Here is a 19,108-nt window from a genome sequence, read left to right as displayed (position 1 = left end):
TGGATTTGATATTATTAACAATCGTGCAGGCCTTTGGATTTATGGAGAGTATTCTTAGAACAAGAACATTATAAAAGGTAAATAGTCCTTCAATTTAACCCGCAATATTTTCAAGGATTGTGTAATCCGGTATTCCACGGTTTTGATAGAAACCCCCAAGGCCTCTGCGATTTGGGGATTAGATTGCTCTCCGAATCGGCTAAGTTTAAATGTCTCCCGGTAATTCTCAGGCAATTCTTCGATCGCTTTCGTGATATTCTCTGTAAGCTCGTTTACGAAATAGGTATCAGGATTCTCAAATTGATCTTTAATCTTATCATAAATCAGGCTATGTACTCGCTCATGATACAATTGCCTTTTGATCGCATTGAGGCAACGATGCTTAACAGCCATAAAAAGATAGGATTTTAGGGATATCTCTACAAATAAGGAATTTCGGTTTTCCCATATAAATAACATTAGCTCCTGAATAAGTTCTTCGGCATCCTCATCAGAAACATATTGGGAAGCATATTCGCATAGCGGCGAATAAAATTTGATAAACATCTGTTTAAAAGCGTCTTTACTTCCTAATTGTATTTGTTCAATTAAAGTAGAATCATCCATAGCACCTTCTTCATCCTTTCTTTTCTGTAAGCAAAGATATATTTTATCTTGGATATTCAAGATTAAAATTAGGGTAACCGCATCGAAATATCACTTTTAGGACATCCTTATCGCAAGATATACTTACTTTACCGATGAAGTACTACTTACTTTACTGATAAAGTATATATCCTATGGGAAAGTAAGTAGTAAAAGTCTAACGGTCTTCCGTAAAAAAAATTGATGCGGTTACCTTGGACTAAAAATGAGAAAGTTGAAAAAAATTGCTTTTTAGTTAAGGGTGTGTTCTTTCAGGATTGTCTTAGTTATAGAAACAGATAAGAATGAAAACTGAAAATAGACATATTAATTTCCAAGAGCCGGAAGGTATGATGCTTTTACGGTATATAAAGGACACAGCTTCCAATGAGGAAAAATCTTATATTGAAGCTTGGCTGGAAGCGGATGAAAATAATAAGAGGATCTTATTACAGACCGCCCGTATATATTATGCGAACAATGCGATGGAACGGATCGCTAGCCGAAATCCATTGATTGCCTACGAAAAGCTGGAACAACGATTAGCAAAACGGACCCGTTTATATTGGCTGAAGAGGTTCTCTGTCGCTGCGGCTTGTATAATTGCTATCATTGGACTATCAACCTTATTTTCCCATAGAAAGGTTGATTCTGAATTTGGAGATCCTCAAATTATAACACTTCAGGCAAATGCGGGAGTCCGTACACGCTTTAATTTACCGGATGGTACTGTTGTTTATCTAAATTCGGGTAGTGTTTTATCCTATCCGATGTCTTATGACCAAAAAGAAAGAAAAGTATATTTATCAGGAGAAGCCTATTTTAAAGTCACTCACAACGAAAAACAACCTTTTATTGTCAGTACTTCAGGAGATCAGCATAGGGTTAGAGTTTTAGGCACGGAGTTTAATATACAAGCTTATGGGGATGAGAATATAATTTCGACTACTTTAGTGACGGGCTCCGTAAATCTCGAGGTGAAGAATAAATCAGGGAATGTGAGTCATAGGACGTTACTACCATCCGAAAAAGCGATTTGCAACTTGGATAAAGAAGAAATTTCTGTGATGAAAATAAACACGATGTATGAAACCGCATGGATGGATGGCAAACTGATGTTCAAGGATACGCCTTTACCTGAGGCTTTGAAAAAATTGTCATATTACTATAATGTTGAATTTGTGATTCAGGATGCGGAGATTAAAAGCTATTGTTTAACCGGTATTTTAGATAATAGGTTGCTATCTCAGACACTAGACTATTTGAGAATATCTTCAAATATTGATTATCGTATAGAAGATATGAAGACAGATGACAGCAAAGGTACTAACCGTACTCGAGTTATACTTTGGAAAGGAAAATAAAGAAAAATGTATAACAATTAAATAATATGGGCCTATGGAATAAAAGAACAAGAAAGTAGACTTGGTCTATCTAAAAAACATACGGGAAAATGTTACCAGCATCTTCCCATATGAAACAATTTGATAGAAGGTCTTTAAACCGACTAAGAAATTTATTTTTTAATCTTAAATCAATTACAAAAATATGATGAATAATTTATATTTCCAACTTGATGGAGATAAATCAGCGTTTGTCAGGTTGGTATCTAAAATATCAAGAATTATGAAGTTGACCTTATTTCTTGTTTGTTTATCAATTAGTATGTCATTTGCTATGACAACAAATGCTCAAAGCACCTCACTTTCTTTTAAAGCGACAGATCAATCTATAAAAGAAGTTTTGGAACTGATTGAAAGTCAAACTGATTTCCACTTCTTTTATAATAGTAAATTAGTTGATATCAATCAAGTAATATCTGTTGATATAAAGGATAAAGATGTGTTCACTACATTAGATCATATATTTGAGAATTCGAATATACGATATAAAATAGTAGGAAAAGATGTGATTCTATCAGTAAAAGGCAGTAAGTCTGATCAAGATGAAAAGACAGTAACAGGTACTGTTGTTGATGAGACGGGGGAGCCTATTATTGGTGCAAATATTGTAGAGAAGGGTAAAGCAAATGGAACTATGTCTGATTTGAATGGTCATTTCTCTATTGTAGTGTCTTCCGATGCGGTACTCCAGATTTCTTATATTGGATTTTCTCTTCATGAAGAAGCCGTGAAAAATAAAAATGTACTTCAGGTCATTATGAAAGAGGATACACAAAAATTAGATGAGGTAGTCGTTGTTGGTTATGGCTCAGTTGACAAAAAAGAGTTGACTTCTGCTGTAACCGCTGTTTCTAGTAAAGACTTTTTACAAGGAGCATTTACAAGTCCGCTGTCAATGATCGATGGAAAAGTATCAGGCGTTAATGTCTCGAATGCGGCGGCGGCAGATCCTAACTCTTCTCCTAATATCCAGATGCGAGGTGCTTCTTCCATAGAGGCAGGGAATTCGCCATTGGTTATTATAGACGGAATGCCGGGTGCAGATTTAAGAAGTGTCGCTAACCAAGATATTGAATCAATTACAATATTGAAAGATGGTTCGGCTGCAGCGATTTATGGTTCACGTGCAGCGAATGGAGTTATTTTGGTGCAAACAAAAAAAGGAAAGGCTGGAAAAGTTTCTATATCTTATGATGGCTATATCGATCATGATATGGTAGCTAATCAACCAGAAGTACTTTCTGTGGATGAGTTTCTTGCGCATGAAAGAGATGTAGATTTTGGTCATCAGGTGGATTGGTATGACAAATTGTTGAATAAGAGTAATCTGGGTCAAAGTCATTATTTAGCTGTTTCAGGAGGAGGTGAAAATTTGACCTTTAGAGCTTCAGCCAATTATAAGAAGAAAGATGGCTTGGATATAGCGTCTTCTAGAAAAGAGTATGGAGTTAGAATGGGATTCACCGCAAAGACATTAGAAGGTCTGCTAGAGATTCAAGGAAACTTGTCCACACGAGTTATCAATGAGGAATATGTGGATTATGGCGTATTTCAGCAAGCGGTAAAATTGAATCCGACTCATCCATTGATGGATGAAAAAGATCCTTCTAAATATAGTACTCTGTATGGGTTTGATACCTATAATCCTGTAGGATGGTTGAAAGATAAGGAGGATGGAGGTGATAGACAGTTTTCCCTTGCTGATTTTAAAGTGAAACTAAATATTTTACCGACGCTAAATACTGAATTATCTCTAGCTAGACAGAGTCAAGAGTATTTTAAACGTATATATGTTAATTCAAATCATAAGGAATCTATAGATAATATGCGTTCCGGACGAGGAACTCTGCAGGAAGAAAATTATACGGATTATACATTGGAATGGATCGGTAATTATTTTACGACAATTGACAAGCATACAATTAAATTAATGGCTGGATATTCGTATCAAGAGTTTAATCATCGTAGTTTTTCTTCAGAGAATGCAAATTTTCCTTCGGATGCGATGTCCTATAACAATCTGGAAGCTGGAGATTGGAATATGGCAGCAGGTCGTTTAGGGGTATCTTCGTTGAAAGAAAAAGAAAAGACAATAGGTTTTCCTGCGCGATTGATTTATAACTATGATGATACTTACTATTTGACGGCTTCTGTTAGATATGAAGGAAATAGTAAATTTGGGGCAAATCATAAATGGGGATGGTTCCCTGCAGCCTCTGCGGCATGGCGAATGTCAAGTTTGCCTGCTATTAAAAATATAGAGGCCATCAATGATTTAAAACTCCGTTTTTCATATGGAGTTACAGGGCGCTCTGGTTTCCCAAAGTATTCAGCGTTGGCTCGTTATGAGCAAGGTGGGTATTGGCTAGACGATAATGGACAATGGACCCAAGCGTGGGGACCTACGAATAATCCTAATCCTGATTTACATTGGGAAAAGCAGATATCTTATAACTTGGGTGTGGATTTTTCTCTTTTAAAGAATAAGTTATCAGGTAGTTTGGATGCCTATGTAAAACAAGGTAAAGAAGTAATTTCTAATTATGACGCTCCACTACCCCCTTTTATGTTTGATCAGATATTTACAAATGTAGCTTCTACTAGTTCAAAAGGTTTGGAACTGACTTTAAATTGGGATGTTGTAAACATGAAAGATTTTAGTTATTCGACTAATCTAGTTGCTTCTTTTACGAAATCTAAACTGGATAAATTCTCGAATGGTACATATCAGAAAGGATATATGGATCGATATTTACTGCCAGCTCCCGGAAATCCCGGCTATGCCCAACGCTTACAAGACGGAGTGGAAATTGGTTCTTTTTATGGCTTAAGATATGCGGGAGTTGATGATAATGGCAATATGTTGGTTTGGAAAGACGCTAAAATTGGAGGAGAAAAAATACTCGCTAATGGTGAAGCTAGTGATACAGACAAAGATTATATTGGCCATGGAACACCTAGATATTCTTTGTCTTGGGGGAATACATTTCGATATAAAGGATTTGATTTAAGTCTATATTTCCAAGGGCGCTTTGACTATCAAATATTGAATATGTATCAAATGTATTATGGATTAGTTGCTGAACCGGGTATGAATTTATTAGAAGATGCTTATGGAAAGAATGGGCATATTAAGTCAGGAAAAGTGATGTGTGATTATTTTTTGGAGGATGGAGATTATTTTAGGTTGGATAACATAACTTTAGGATGGACTCCAAAATTAGATACAAAGTGGATTAGCAATTTACGGGTATATGCGACAGTTAAAAATGCGTTTACTATTACGAAATATTCAGTAATGGACCCGACATCTGTGGATATAAATGGTCTAGAACCAGGTATTAGCGGTCTAAATGTGTATCCTATTGCCAGATCATTCACATTTGGAATTCAAATTTCATATTAATCTTAATTTCATTTATTATGAAGAAGTTTAAATATATAATAGTTCTTTTCGTAATGGGATTAATCTCATTTTCTTGTACAGATTTAGATGAAGAGATTTTTAGTGAGATTACAACGGATAACTATTATCAAAATAGCAATAATATTTATGCGGCGTTGGTGAATAACTATGCTAAGGCTTTTAGTACGGGTTGGTCTGATGCTCGATACTTTTTACAGGAAGTTACTGCCGACCAGTTAATGATTCCGACAAGAGGAAAACATGGTTATAATGGTGGGGAGTATGTTCGTTTGCATGAGCATAAATGGACTGTGGAGGAGAATTTCGTATATAATGGTTGGGCTGCTCCTTTTCAAGGTATAGCATTATGTAATAATACATTGTCTGATTTTGAAAATCTAGATTTCTCTACGTTTAAATTGACGGAAGAAACGAAAAATGAATATATAGCCGAATTAAGAGCTCTTCGGGTTTGGAATTATATGTTTTTAATAGATTTCTTTAGGCATGTACCAATTGTTACAGATATAGAAGAAGTGAAGGCTCAATCTACACCCCTAGAAGTATTTAACTTTATGGAGTCAGAGCTTTTAGCTATATTACCGGACTTACCTAAAAATAGGGGGGTATCTAGGTTTGATCAAGCAGGAGTAGCTTCTATACTTGTCCGTTTATACTTGAATGCGGAAAAATGGATAGGAATCTCAAAATATGATGAATGTGAGCAAATGGCTCAGGCTATATTAGATGGAAAATATGGAGAATATAGTATTGACCCTGATTATAGAGGCCCGTTCCGCTCGGGGATAAACGGTTATAGATCTAAAGAGAATATTATGGAATTTGCGATTAAGAAAAATTATTTTGAGGCATCTTGGCTATATAATATGTGGATGCACTATCAAGATCGTTATTCCTTGGATAATGACTGGCAAGGTTGGAATGGAGGTAATTTAGCACCGTCTCGGGACTTATATGGAAATTTATACCAAGATAAATTAGGTATGCCGTTTGAAAAATTCCCGGATGGAGATATCCGAAAGAAAGCTTTTAGAGTTATTTCAAATGATGGAGATTATGAGGGCTTTTTCTTGATGGGAACTCAATATAAATTTGATTATGAAAAAGGGTATGGATTTACAGATGAAGTAATAACTGGTACGGAAGAATATAATGGTAAACCTCTAGTTTATGTGGATCAAGTTGGACGTTTTTCGGAGGGAGAGACTGGTTTAGCCAAAGGATCTCATGTAATTTACGGAGAAGAGAATACAGGATATCGTTTGATAAAATTCCCTTGGTTACCTCAATCGAAAGATTTGTTCCAAATGAACTCTATTCCAGAGATCAGATTGGCAGAGATTTATTATTCGTTAGCTGAATGTAAATATAGATCAGGGGATAAGATAGGGGCTGCTCGGTTACTGGATGTGGTTAGGAAACGTTATTATAAAGCGGAAGATTGGTCTAAATTTAGTTACGAATCTAATATCTCGAAATTAACCGATGATGAATTTGTCGATGAATTAGGTCGTGAGTTCATAGGAGAACGTCATCGTCGTATTGATTTAATACGATGGAATCGTTTTAGTGAAGGTGCGTGGTGGGATAAAACTCCGGATGCGACGAATCAAGACGTATTTCCGATTCCTTATCGTGCATTGAATGCGAATCCTTTGTTAAAACAAACAACAGCTGGCTTTTAATAAATAGAATCGATATATGAAACAGTTTATAAATGTAAAAAGAGTATTTACCGTATTGATTATACTTTTGTTATTAATATCGTGTAGGGTCGAAACTGATTATAGACCATTATTTGACAAAGATTTATCAAATGCTGATTATGATAGTTCGGTTTGGACCTTTAAAAATGGCATACTTACTGCCACAGCCGATCAATCTATTTGGACAAAGGTGCAGTATGAAAATTTTATCTTGGATTTAGAATTCAAGACAGATGTGAATACAAATAGTGGGGTTGTGATTTATTGTACGGATAAGGGTAATTGGATCCCATCTTCCATTGAGATTCAAATAGCGGATGATCATCATCCTGAATGGCAATCATATCCAGAATATTGGCGTTGTGGTTCTATTTATGGACATAAAGGAGCAAATGAACAATTGGTCGTGAAGAAACCGGGAGAATGGAACCGAATGATTATCACTGCTAAAGGTCAGCAGATAGATATCGAATTGAATGGAAAACATATTGTTTCGGCTAATTTAGCAGATTGGACTTCTGGAACAACAAATCCAGATGGAACAGAGATTCCGGAATGGCTACCAATCCCGTATGCGAATATGCCAACAAAAGGTTATATTGGTTTGCAAGGGAAACATGGAGAATCTAATATTTGGTTTAGGAATATTCAACTGAAACAACTTTAAAATCATCATTATTATGAGACATATATCAAGAAGAGATTTTTTGAAGACAGGAGCTTTAGCAGCAGGTTTAACGATCGTACCAAATTCTGTTTTAGGTAAAACGCATGGGTTTACTTCACCAAGTGATAAATTGAATATTGCTGGAGTTGGTGTCGGTGGAATGGGCCGTGGTAATTTACGGAATATGAGTACAGAGAATATTGTGGCTTTATGTGATGTAGATTGGAGATATGCAGAGAAGACTTTCAATGATTATCCAAAAGCAAAAAAATTTAAAGATTGGCGTGTTATGTTCGATGAGTTCGGAAAATCAATTGATGCGATATTGGTTGCTACTCCAGACCATACACATGCAGGAGTTACTGCTCATGCTATTACATTAGGGAAGCATTGTTATACTCAAAAACCTTTAACTCATTCTGTTTATGAATCTCGTTTACTAGCAAAACTCGCTAAAAAATATAAAGTAGCGACGCAAATGGGTAATCAAGGAAATTCTTTTGATTGGTGTCGTCAAATAGCAGAGTGGATTCAATCCGGTGTTATTGGGGAAGTATATGAAGTTCATTGTTGGACAGATCGTCCGATTTGGCCTCAAGGATTAATGCGGCCTAGCGATAATCCGAAATGCCCGAAGACTCTTGATTGGGATTTGTTTATTGGACCGGCGCAAAAAAGACCATATAATCCAGTTTATACACCTTGGAATTGGCGGGGATGGTGGGACTTTGGAACGGGTGCTTTAGGAGATATGGCTTGCCATATTATGGACCCACTTTATTGGGCACTTGATTTGAAGTATCCGATAAGTGTGATAGGTAGTTCAACCTTGAGTAATTTATATTCGCCACCTCATGCACAAATTGTAACTTATACGTTCCCGGCTCGTCCCCCAAAAGGAAACACAAAAATGCCTGAGGTTAAGGTATATTGGTATGATGGAGGTTTAATGCCTCCTCGTCCGGAGGAATTAAAAGATGGACAAATGATGGGAGATGAAAATGGTGGTATTATTTTTATTGGGACAAAAGGGAAAATCATGACTGGCTGTTATGGAATGAATCCAACTTTATTGCCCGTATCTGATATGGAACATTTTAACCAGCCTAAGCCTTCAATACCAAGAGTTAAAGGAGGTAATGGCAATATTTGGTCTACGAATGCCCATGAGCAAGATTGGATTCGTGCTTGTAAAGAATCTCCAGAAAACCGAGTAGAATCATCTTCAAATTTCCAATTCTCCGGACCTTTTAATGAAATGGTAGTAATGGGAGTTCTTGCGGTACGTCTTTCTGGTCTTCATGGGCTACATAGAGAATTGTTATGGGATGGAGAGAATATGAAATTTACCAATATATCTCCTACTGACACAATTAAGATTGTAACAGTTGATGATTTTAAAGTTGTTGATGGTGATCCTCGTTTTGATCGTCGTTTTGCGGACTTTAATGCTCTTGATGTTGCGAATGAGTGGATTAAGCATACTTATAATAATGGGTTTAGTTTACCCAGTATGCCATTCTGAGAACATAGAAAGGTCGTGAACTTCTGTTGGATGTCATTTAGTTAAAGAGTATCTGTAGTAGATAGAGGTTATTTCTTTTCAAGAGGAAATAACCTCTTCTTATTTTTTTATTTTATATTTGTTCGGTCAATATGTGCTAGAGGAGATGGATGTAGAACGGATATACCTAGAACGATTACGAAGCGGTTCATACAGAGACTTTACGAAACTGTATGAATCATACGCTTCACGCTTATATGCGTTCGCATTGCACTTGACTCATTCTGATGCTCTTGCAAAAGATATTGTACAAGAGACTTTTATCAAAGTGTGGGTGCGGAGAGAACAGATTGATTTAGATATGTCTTTCAGTGCTTTCCTATTTACGATGGCCAAGAACCAATTATTGAATGAGTTTCGTAGGCAGGCAAATAGTCCACTTTTTTTGGAAGATGTTGTACTGAATGAGTCTGGAGATGGAGAGGAAACAGCGATTGAACGTAAATTATCTTTTGAGGAATTTAACCATAGACTGGAAATAGCGAAACAAAAGTTGACACCTCGCCAACGAGAACTGTTTGAGTTAAATAAGGAACAAGGTATAACTATAACAGAAATAGCGGCTAAAGCCTTTATTTCAGAACAATCTGTGCGTAACCAGTTATCGCAAGCCTTACATGTTTTAAGAAAGGAGCTCGGTAAGTATGCTTTGCTGTTCTCTCTTTTCTTTATCGGATAAATAAAATTGAAAAAATAATATTCTTATGTTTTATAACATCTAAAAAGACATGTTATAAATTAACGGCTCATGTGTATACCTTATAAAAAGGGTATTATGCAGGAATCACATACATATTATTTGCTCTCAAAGTACATGGATCATACGATCTCTACGGAAGAGTTGAAAACACTACGGCTTTTGGTTAATTTGTCTGATGATGATGAATTATCGTTGTCATTGTCTCTTTTATGGGAAAATGGGCGACCCTTTGAAGAGGTTGATGAGAGAATCATACGAGATATGTTCAGCGGGATTCAAAATCGAACGAGAAAAGAACGATTCGTTATGGTGTTTAGGAAACTGGCTCGTATCGCCGCAATACTATTAATACCTTTATTAAGTGTATTGTCTGGTTATTTATATTTCAATCCAGTCAATCAGGAGGAGGGTATTGGTAATTTAGTGGTTCATGCCGATAGAGGGGAAAGATCGGGGGTGACTTTACCGGATGGAACACAAGTAAAACTAAATGCGGAATCGAGCTTAAGTTACACTCACGATTTCGGTCGAGAGCTTCGACAGGTTAATTTAGAGGGAGAGGCCTATTTTGAGGTGACTCGGAATGAGGATAAACCTTTCGTGGTACATACAAAATATCTGGATATAGAAGTGTTGGGCACAAGTTTTAATGTGTATTCGTATGAACGGGAGAATGTCATGGAAATGGCCTTGATATCGGGACGGATCAAGATACAGACTTGTTCAGAGCCTTCTCGTGTCGTTTATCTAAAACCGAATGAAAAAGCATTGTTCAATAAAGAATCGGGTATTATAACCGTGGAGAAAACAGATAATCGATTTGAAACGGCATGGTTAAGAGGAGATCTCGTTTTCCGATCAACGACATTAAGTGATGTCTTGGCTAAACTAGAGCGTAGATATGGCGTGAATATCCATTTGAATGATTCTTCTTTAGCGAATGACTTATTTACCGGAAATTTTGATAGTGAATATATCGTAGAGGTAATGGACCTTTTAGAGAGGCATTATGACTTTACATATGATGTACGAGGAGATGATATCTTTATACATCCTTGAGCGAGTGAAAATAAAAATGTACAACCTTAAATCAGTTCTTATGCGACAAGATTCTTCATAATAAAAACGGAACCGAAAAATGGTCGAGATTTTCCGGTTCCCCAATTAATACTCCATTTACGAGAATGGCGATTAGGCCATAAAACGGATTGTATCAATTTAAAAAAATAATATATGTTCAAAAGTAGAAAAAATCAATGTAGCTATATAATTTTTTTGGCTCTATTTCTGTTTTTTAATCCTATTTTGGTATTAGCTCAGACAGGAAGTGTCACTCTTTCCATGAAGAATGCTACATTAAAGCAATTTTTTGAGGCTGTAGAGAAGCAAACCACATATATATTCTCTTATCGGGATGCTATAGTGGAAGGAAAGAAGGAGGTAACTTTAAACGTGACGAATCAGCCGATTCAGCGTTTGTTGGATGATGTATTGCATCAAAGGGACTTGCAATATACGATGACAGGCCATTCAATTGTCGTAACTTTAAAGACTGCAGGTAAAGTAAAGCAGGTATCTGGTACTGTGGTGGATAGTAACGGCGAACCGATTATCGGAGCGAATGTTGTTGAGAAAGGGACTACGAATGGAACGGTAACGGATATCTCGGGAAATTTCTCATTAAATATAGATGATACCGGTATTTTACAGATCTCGTATATTGGGTTTAATACTCAAGATGTAGCAGTGAACGGAAAATCAAGTTTAATGATAAACTTGAAGGAAGATACTCAAAAACTGGATGAGGTAGTCGTTGTTGGTTATGGCGTGCAGAAGAAGTCGAATGTAACGGGATCTGTGGCTTCTATTAAGACGGATGATTTTAATGATTTAAATATGGATGTGTCGCATGTTATTCAAGGACGTGTGGCTGGTGTCAATGTTTCCAATGGGAACATTATCATTCGTGGAGCGGCTTCTATCAATGGCGCGGATCCGTTGTGGATCGTGGATGGAGTGCCGGGTAGCGCTCCTAATTTTAATGATATAGAATCTATCGAGATCTTGAAGGATGCGGCTTCTACTGCTATTTATGGTGCCCGGGGAGCAGGTGGTGTGATCCTTGTTACCACTAAAAAAGGAAAGATAGGGAAACTTTCTATTAATGCGAGAGTAAACTTTGGAATAGAGACTCCGATCGATTTGCCGGATATGCTGCATACCGCAGACTTTATTGACCGGAAACTGGCGGCAGGCTTCCCTAATAATCCCAATTCCGGCTGGGATAATCCCGCTTCGCTACCAGATACAGACTGGGAAGATCTGGTTTGGCGTAATGCTTTTAGGCAAAACTATTTTTTACAGATGACAGGTGGTAATGAGAAAACTACATTTAATATGTCTGCGGAGTTCTACAAGAATCAGTTTATCGAACGTTATTCATTTGAGGATGCGGGTAATTTTCGTGTGGCTAGCCAGACAAATATAAGTAAACGTGTGAAATTTTCTGAGATCCTGACTGTTGGTTTTAATAATACGGATCCCCATTTGTATGGGCAGACGAATAATGATTATGTTTATTACCGCCAAGTTCCTACGATGGTGCCTTATGATAATACCAACGAAGCTGGTGGAGGTTGGGGGAAACATCCGGCAGGTGGTTACTACGAGGGACCTAATCATGTGGCTACACTAATGTCGCATCATGCGAATGAACGTAGGTTTTGGGCCCGGGCAAATGCGATTTTGGATTGGGAGATTATCAATGATTTAAAATTCCAAGCGAATTTCTCTGCCAATTTTGACTCCCATGCGAATAATTTGTTCTTAGAATCATGGAATTTGGGATCTTTGTCTCAACAGGATTATTACTCGAAAGATTATGGCTCCGGTTATGATTTACGTATGTTATATACATTGACTTATGATCATACTTTTGGGGAGAAACACTATGTAAAAGGTATGGTTGGCTACGAGGCTTATCGGGCGACGGCTTCTTCGGCAGGTGGTTGGAAAAACGGCTTCTTGGTTCAGCCTTCGGATGATATTAGTTTAGGTACGGGAGATAAAGATGTATCCGGAACGAAAACGGAAGGTCGTAGTTTATCCCAGTTCGCTCGTGTAAACTATGCTTATGATGACAGGTATTTGCTAGAGGCTAGTATTCGTCGGGATGGTTATGATAACTTTGGTCCAGAGAATCGGTTTGGTGTGTTTCCTTCGGCTTCTGTTGGTTGGAATGTGGGAAAAGAGAGCTTTGTAAAGGATAATATAACATGGATGTCTCAATTAAAACTGAGAGGAAGTTATGGTAAAATTGGTAACAATACAATTCCTCAATTCTTGTATGAACCTTCTTTTACGAATAATTATCTATATTATTCATATGATGGGCAAAATACGCAGAGAGGATTCTGGTATTCAAATGTTGCGAATGCTACGATTAAATGGGAAGACGTGGCCCAATGGAATATAGGTGTTGACGCAAGTTTTCTGGATAATCGCTTGAATACGACAATCGAGTATTATGATAAGAAAACTTCCGATATGCTGTATTCAGTAGGTGTGCCACCTTCTGCCGGGCCTTCTTCGGAACCATTTAGCGAGACCTCTTCTTATCGGGCTAATATCGGAAAGATAAGCAATAGAGGTTTCGAATGGATGGTTCAATGGAGGGATTCCTATAAAGATTTCAGGTATGACGTGGCTTTTACGTTGTCTACCAACAAGAACAAAGTGGTAAAGTTAAGTGACCAAGTGAATCCGATCATTTGGGCTGGAAGCGATGCGGCTTTGAATAGTTCTATTTATCGTACGGAAAATGGGCAACCGATGGGACAGATGTATGGGTATGTAGTGGATGGCATTATTCAAGACCAAGCGGAAATCGATGCCTTAAACGCTCAATCTCCGGATGGATTGTACCAACAAGCAGGTACGGCTCCGGGTGATTTGAAATATAAGGATTTAAATGGAGACGGAAAGGTGACGAATGAGGATAAGACATATATCGGTAATCCTTGGCCGGATTTGATGTATGGATTGAATATAAATTTGTCATGGAAAGGCTTTGATTTAAGTATGGGCTGGTTAGGAAACGCAGGTGTTGATGTCTTTAATAGCGCTAAGCTTTATGAAAGAAGTTTCTATGGCGACTATAATACGACTTATAAGGTATATGAGGCGTGGAGTCCGACGAACCGGGCTACTTCACATCCTCGAGTAACGAAAGAGGATCCGAATGGAAACTTCAAGAATGTCTCCTCTTATTTTGTGGAGGATGGTTCTTTCTTTAAATTGAAGAATTTACATTTCGGCTATAATTTACCGAAATCAATACTTTCTCATTTGAAGATAGAAGGTTTGAAGTTTTATATTAACTGCGATAATTTATTTATTATCACAAAGTTCCAAGGAGATCCTGAATTGGGTGGTGGATATTTGGAACGAAATATGTATTCTGTGAAACGGGCTCCCTCCACCCGCACCATTATGGGCGGTTTAAGTTTAACCCTCTAAATTAATAGGAAGATGAAGAAATTAGTTATATTATTAGCTGCTGCGTTAACTTTTAATAGTTGTTCGGATAGTTTTCTGGATTTATCAAATCCCAGTGCGTTATCTCCAAGTGTCTACCCTAAATCTATGGCGGATATGGAGACTATCGTAACTTCAGTTTATGCGAATATGGTCGCTGTGCCTTTGTATGGAAAAAGGGTTATGGCGAAAGGGACATTCTGTGTGGATCATACGGTAGATATGGCTTGGACTGGTGACGCCAACTGGAACCAGTTGGCGACCAATCAAGTGACTTCTGATAATGCTTACATTGGGACGTTATGGATTGGTTATTATAAAATGATTTCTTGTGCGAATACCGTATTGGAGCAATTGGAAAGAATCGACAAGGAGAAGTTTACGGATGCGGATTTAGCAAGACTTTCGCAGATGAAGGGAGAAGCTTTGTTTTGGAGAGGTTGGGCACACCAACAGTTAGTAGCGTTTTTTGGGGAGGGATATCCTTGCAACGGGGATGGCGATAAAAAAGGTGTACCTGTTCGTTTACAGGTAGCATCGACTCCGGATATGCTAAATATAGAACGTAGCACGGTGGCCGAGGTTTACGATCAGATCTTGAAAGATTATGAGGCAGCCAAACTTTTGCTACCTGCCGTATGGGAAGAGCGGGCGGACTATCCACGTCCAACCTCTGTTGCCGTTGCTAGTTACATCGGGCAAGCGAATTTGTATATGGGTAATTATGATGCGGCAAAGAAAGCGTTGAAAGAGGTTATTGATTCTTCCGGAAAAGAATTGCTCCCTTTCAATGAATATGCGAAGATGTTTAATGAGGATCAGGAGAAATTTAATAGAGAATCGATCTTAGAGATTAATTTCCGTAATGGGGATACTTCCGGATATTTTTGGTATGGAGAAGGTTCTCAATATGGATTGATCGCTGCCTTATGTTTCCAGAACGCAAGTGGAGATGTTGAGGCGGCCGGTTGGGGTAATATTTTCTTTCATGATGCGAATATTAAACGTTTTAATGGAGATCCTCGTCTGGATATCGCCGCTTTGCGTCCGGGAACTCCTGTTATTATGAATGGACAGCAGACGCAGGTTCTGAAATATAAGGATACGGAGGCTGACATTCAAGGTTGGAGCATGCGAAAATACAATCCGTTGAAAAGTACGGTGAATGAGTTGAATTTAGGGGTTGGTATTAATATGTATTTGATGCGTTTGGCGGATGTATATTTGATGTATGCGGAAGCTTGTCAGGCTACGGGAGATGAGGTAAATGCCCGGAACTATATGAATCTGGTAAGAAGAAGAGCTTATAATGGAGATAGTTCCCATGATATAACGGCTAGTGGAGAAGCTTTGAGAGATGCGATTCGGGAGGAACGTTTCATGGAGTTCTGCGGTGAGGGCGTACAACATTGGCAAGATGTTTGCCGCTGGAAGGTCTTGGATGAGGAGATTAGCCGTTGGTATGGAAAGACACGTGTTGGTAATCCGCATTATGATGCGAAAGATTTGTATTTCCCGATACCCAAGGTTGAAATGGAGAATAATCCGAATATGACACAAAGCATAGGTTACGAGAACGAGTAGATATAACTTGTTGAAAAGTTCATCAAAGAAAAGGAATAGGATAGTTCTCTTGGGATCGCTAATCCTATTCTTTTTTTATTCCTTTATGATCATATTAAATCTTATTGAATAATGAAGATGATAGATGTATCGAAAGTAAGAGTCTTTCGGGGGAGTCTCTTTGTATTGCTTATGCTCTTTATGCGGATAGGTTGGGCCTCAAATGATGATAGCACCTATAATATCGTGGATTTTGGAGCTAAAGGAGATGGAATAACAGACAATACCCAGTTCATCAACAGGACAATAGAAGCTTGTTCCTTGAGAGGGGGAGGAACGGTTATCATTCCGGAGGGAACGTTTTTGACAGGAAGTATTCTGCTGAAAAGTAAAGTAAACTTATTCTTAGAAAGTAATGCCGTAGTGAAAGGCATAAATAATCTGGAAAAGTACCGTTCTATATCCGATCTTAATCAAGATGAGGCTTATTATAAAGTAAAACCCCGGAATTGGAACAAGGCATTGCTTTTAGGAGATCAAGTTGAAGGTGTGTCAATTACAGGAGAGGGGGTAATCGATGGTGCCCATATTCAAGATAAAAAAGGTGAAGAAGGGATGAGAGGCCCTCATATTCTCTTTTTGTCGAGATCGAAAGGGATTAAGATATCGGGAGTTAAACTACGAAGAGCATCGAACTATGCTTTTATGAGTTATGATATTGAAAGGGCTTCTTTCGATAATCTTTTAGTGGAGGAAGGATGGGATGGGATTCATATTCGTGGCGGAAAAGATATCCGTATCCGAAATTGCCGTTTTTATACGGGTGATGATGCTGTTGCGGGTGGGCTATGGAAGAATATGGTAATAGAGAATTGCTATATGAACTCATCGTGCAATGGGATAAGGTTGATAATGCCGGCTACTGGTTTAAAGATCGTTGATTGTGAATTTAGAGGTCCGGGAAAATATCCACATCGGACTTCCGGTGAACAAAAACGTAGGAATATGCTTTCTGGAATATTGCTCCAACCGGGCGCATGGTTCCCTGCGTTTGGGGAAGTAAAGGATATATTGATATCTAGCTGTTCTTTTGATCAATTGGATAATCCGTTTCTAGTCACATTGAATGAGGGGAACCGGGGAGAGCGGATCTGTCTGGAGCATATAAGAGGTACACGTTTAATGAAAGCGGCCGCCTCGGTAGAGAGTTGGGGAGATAGTAGTTTGAAAGATGTCCGGCTTTCGGATGTTTCCTTATCGTATGTTGGAAACAAAGATCAAGAAATAGTAGGACGTACTCCCTCGAAGCCATTGACCGATTATCGTGCGCTCCCTTGCTGGGGGCTTTACCTTCATAATTTAGATCGAGTGATTTTACGGAATGTTCGGTTAGATTGTGAGAATGGGAAAGTTGGCCCAGCCTCTTGTTTCGATAATGTGGGGTCCGTGGAGATTTATAATGTAAGTTTTTAATCTTAAAAAGAATTAGTATGCGAAAATATCTTTTGTTTTGTCTAGCTTTTTGTGTATTGGGTTGTTTGGCTCAAGATTTGATTGTCCGTCCGAACGATCCTATTATTTATAAGAAAGAGGGCGGTGCCTTTTTATGGCTGGGGGATACGGCTTGGGAGTTATTTCATGTATTGGATAAGGAGGAGATCGTTCATTATCTGGATAACCGGCAAGAAAAGGGCTTTACGGTAATACAGGCTGTTATCTTATCTGAACTGGATGGTTTGGATAAACCGAATGCGTATGGATATTTGCCCTTGGTTGATAAAGACCCTACCCAAATCACGGAAGGGTACTTTGAGTTGGTGGATTTTGTGATTCGAGAGGCCGGCAAACGAGGAATGTATATAGGGCTTCTACCTACTTGGGCAAACAATGTGGTAGAGAAAGACGGAAATCCAGCATTGTTTAATCCAGATAATGCGTATACATACGGGAAAATACTGGGAACCCGATATAAAAATGAAGCTGTAATATGGATTCTTGGTGGTGATAGAAATGTGGTTACGGATAAGGAGTTCGAGATCTGGCAATCTATGGCGAAAGGAATTCAGGAGGGAAATGGAGGAACACAACTAATGTCCTATCATCCGACGGGAGAGATTTCCTCGCATTATTGGTTCCACAATGAGTCTTGGCTATCATTCAATATTCTCCAAAGCGGGCATTACCGCCGGATGGATCCGGTATATCGTTTTTCGGGTATGTATGCTCAATTGAACCCGATTAAACCGTTTGTAAACGCGGAACCTTCATACGAGGACATACCGGTTCTTTTCTGGGAATATTTTGATTATGCTAAGTTCGGGAAGAAAAAGGAGGACATAATAGGTGATAACGGATTGATTAAGGATACGACTTATTTTACGGATGGAATTTACGATGACTATGATATTCGTATGCAGGCTTATTGGACTTATTTCTCTGGAGCTGCCGGATATACATATGGGAATAACGCTATTTGGCAAATGTATAAGCCGGGTGGTAAATATCATGTACCATGCCTTACGTTTTGGGATGGTGCGTTGGATAGGCCGGGAGCCGAATGTATGCGCTATGTAAAGTCTTTGTTTACGATGTATCCGTTAGATCGTTTCCGTCCGGATCTATCCGTCCTGTTCGGAATTAATTACAATGACGCAAGCTATATCACTCCCGTTTTAGCAAAAGATAAGACTTTTATTTTAGTTTATTTGAGTCAAGGGCAGGATGTAAGAATACAAATGAGTAAATTGCGATCTTTAGGTAAAGCTTATTGGTTCAATCCGAGGAATGGGGCGAGAACCTTGATCGGACCGGTCGAGAATAAGGGAATTCGTACATTCAATGCGCCCGGAGAAGCGGGAGAGAGGGGAAATGATTGGATCTTAATTTTGGAGGCGGATGATAGGTAGACGATGTATAAA

The 19,108-nt window shown here is 38.3% G+C and carries 12 protein-coding genes; 11 read left to right on the top strand and 1 reads right to left on the bottom strand.

Annotation, left to right across the window (positions count from 1 at the left end):
* Positions 1 to 54: 54 nt before the first annotated feature.
* Positions 55 to 606, bottom strand: coding sequence for an RNA polymerase sigma-70 factor (locus BDI_RS12390; RefSeq protein WP_008773829.1), 552 nt, complete (start codon positions 604 to 606; stop codon positions 55 to 57).
* Positions 607 to 929: 323 nt separating this feature from the next.
* On the opposite strand from BDI_RS12390, the gene BDI_RS12385 reads away from it, so the two are divergent.
* The 11 genes from BDI_RS12385 to BDI_RS12335 all read left to right on the top strand — a co-directional run bounded on the left by BDI_RS12385 (position 930) and on the right by BDI_RS12335 (position 19,096).
* Complete coding sequence (locus BDI_RS12385) at positions 930 to 1,988, top strand: FecR family protein (protein ID WP_009018305.1); 1,059 nt, start codon at positions 930 to 932, stop codon at positions 1,986 to 1,988.
* Between the two features lie 184 nt (positions 1,989 to 2,172).
* Positions 2,173 to 5,433, top strand: a complete 3,261-nt coding sequence (locus BDI_RS12380; protein WP_011966866.1) for a SusC/RagA family TonB-linked outer membrane protein — start codon at positions 2,173 to 2,175, stop codon at positions 5,431 to 5,433.
* A gap of 17 nt (positions 5,434 to 5,450) precedes the next feature.
* Positions 5,451 to 7,139: a RagB/SusD family nutrient uptake outer membrane protein gene (locus tag BDI_RS12375; protein ID WP_009018303.1), complete on the top strand. Its 1,689-nt coding sequence runs from the start codon at positions 5,451 to 5,453 to the stop codon at positions 7,137 to 7,139.
* 16 nt (positions 7,140 to 7,155) lie between these two features.
* Positions 7,156 to 7,827 (top strand): 3-keto-disaccharide hydrolase, encoded by a 672-nt coding sequence (locus BDI_RS12370; protein ID WP_009018302.1) that lies wholly within the window; start codon positions 7,156 to 7,158, stop codon positions 7,825 to 7,827.
* Between the two features lie 13 nt (positions 7,828 to 7,840).
* Complete coding sequence (locus tag BDI_RS12365) at positions 7,841 to 9,352, top strand: Gfo/Idh/MocA family oxidoreductase (protein WP_009018301.1); 1,512 nt, start codon at positions 7,841 to 7,843, stop codon at positions 9,350 to 9,352.
* 145 nt (positions 9,353 to 9,497) lie between these two features.
* A complete protein-coding gene (locus BDI_RS12360) occupies positions 9,498 to 10,070 on the top strand; it encodes an RNA polymerase sigma factor (RefSeq protein ID WP_005861405.1) in 573 nt (190 codons plus the stop codon).
* A gap of 69 nt (positions 10,071 to 10,139) precedes the next feature.
* Complete coding sequence (locus BDI_RS12355; RefSeq protein WP_008780727.1) at positions 10,140 to 11,150, top strand: FecR family protein; 1,011 nt, start codon at positions 10,140 to 10,142, stop codon at positions 11,148 to 11,150.
* Positions 11,151 to 11,432: 282 nt separating this feature from the next.
* Complete coding sequence (locus BDI_RS12350) at positions 11,433 to 14,609, top strand: TonB-dependent receptor (protein ID WP_022191823.1); 3,177 nt, start codon at positions 11,433 to 11,435, stop codon at positions 14,607 to 14,609.
* Between the two features lie 12 nt (positions 14,610 to 14,621).
* Positions 14,622 to 16,211: a RagB/SusD family nutrient uptake outer membrane protein gene (locus tag BDI_RS12345; RefSeq protein WP_005861411.1), complete on the top strand. Its 1,590-nt coding sequence runs from the start codon at positions 14,622 to 14,624 to the stop codon at positions 16,209 to 16,211.
* Between the two features lie 111 nt (positions 16,212 to 16,322).
* Positions 16,323 to 17,663 carry a glycoside hydrolase family 28 protein gene (locus tag BDI_RS12340; RefSeq protein ID WP_005861413.1) on the top strand — a complete coding sequence of 447 codons (1,341 nt, stop codon included), beginning with the start codon at positions 16,323 to 16,325 and terminating at the stop codon, positions 17,661 to 17,663.
* A gap of 17 nt (positions 17,664 to 17,680) precedes the next feature.
* Positions 17,681 to 19,096, top strand: coding sequence for a glycoside hydrolase family 140 protein (locus tag BDI_RS12335; RefSeq protein WP_008780729.1), 1,416 nt, complete (start codon positions 17,681 to 17,683; stop codon positions 19,094 to 19,096).
* The last annotated feature ends 12 nt before the right edge of the window (positions 19,097 to 19,108 follow it).

Origin of the sequence: Parabacteroides distasonis ATCC 8503 (assembly GCF_000012845.1) — a bacterium.
GTDB lineage: Bacteria > Bacteroidota > Bacteroidia > Bacteroidales > Tannerellaceae > Parabacteroides > Parabacteroides distasonis.
This window is presented reverse-complemented; position numbering and strand designations above follow the sequence as displayed.

Excerpts from the sequence above, each read along its gene's own strand:
- BDI_RS12390 (WP_008773829.1), bottom strand. The coding sequence starts at position 606 with ATGGATGATTCTACTTTAATTGAACAAATACAATTAGGAAGTAAAGAC.
- BDI_RS12385 (WP_009018305.1), top strand. The coding sequence starts at position 930 with ATGAAAACTGAAAATAGACATATTAATTTCCAAGAGCCGGAAGGTATG.
- BDI_RS12380 (WP_011966866.1), top strand. The coding sequence starts at position 2,173 with ATGATGAATAATTTATATTTCCAACTTGATGGAGATAAATCAGCGTTT.
- BDI_RS12375 (WP_009018303.1), top strand. The coding sequence starts at position 5,451 with ATGAAGAAGTTTAAATATATAATAGTTCTTTTCGTAATGGGATTAATC.
- BDI_RS12370 (WP_009018302.1), top strand. The coding sequence starts at position 7,156 with ATGAAACAGTTTATAAATGTAAAAAGAGTATTTACCGTATTGATTATA.
- BDI_RS12365 (WP_009018301.1), top strand. The coding sequence starts at position 7,841 with ATGAGACATATATCAAGAAGAGATTTTTTGAAGACAGGAGCTTTAGCA.
- BDI_RS12360 (WP_005861405.1), top strand. The coding sequence starts at position 9,498 with ATGGATGTAGAACGGATATACCTAGAACGATTACGAAGCGGTTCATAC.
- BDI_RS12355 (WP_008780727.1), top strand. The coding sequence starts at position 10,140 with ATGTGTATACCTTATAAAAAGGGTATTATGCAGGAATCACATACATAT.
- BDI_RS12350 (WP_022191823.1), top strand. The coding sequence starts at position 11,433 with ATGAAGAATGCTACATTAAAGCAATTTTTTGAGGCTGTAGAGAAGCAA.
- BDI_RS12345 (WP_005861411.1), top strand. The coding sequence starts at position 14,622 with ATGAAGAAATTAGTTATATTATTAGCTGCTGCGTTAACTTTTAATAGT.
- BDI_RS12340 (WP_005861413.1), top strand. The coding sequence starts at position 16,323 with ATGAAGATGATAGATGTATCGAAAGTAAGAGTCTTTCGGGGGAGTCTC.
- BDI_RS12335 (WP_008780729.1), top strand. The coding sequence starts at position 17,681 with ATGCGAAAATATCTTTTGTTTTGTCTAGCTTTTTGTGTATTGGGTTGT.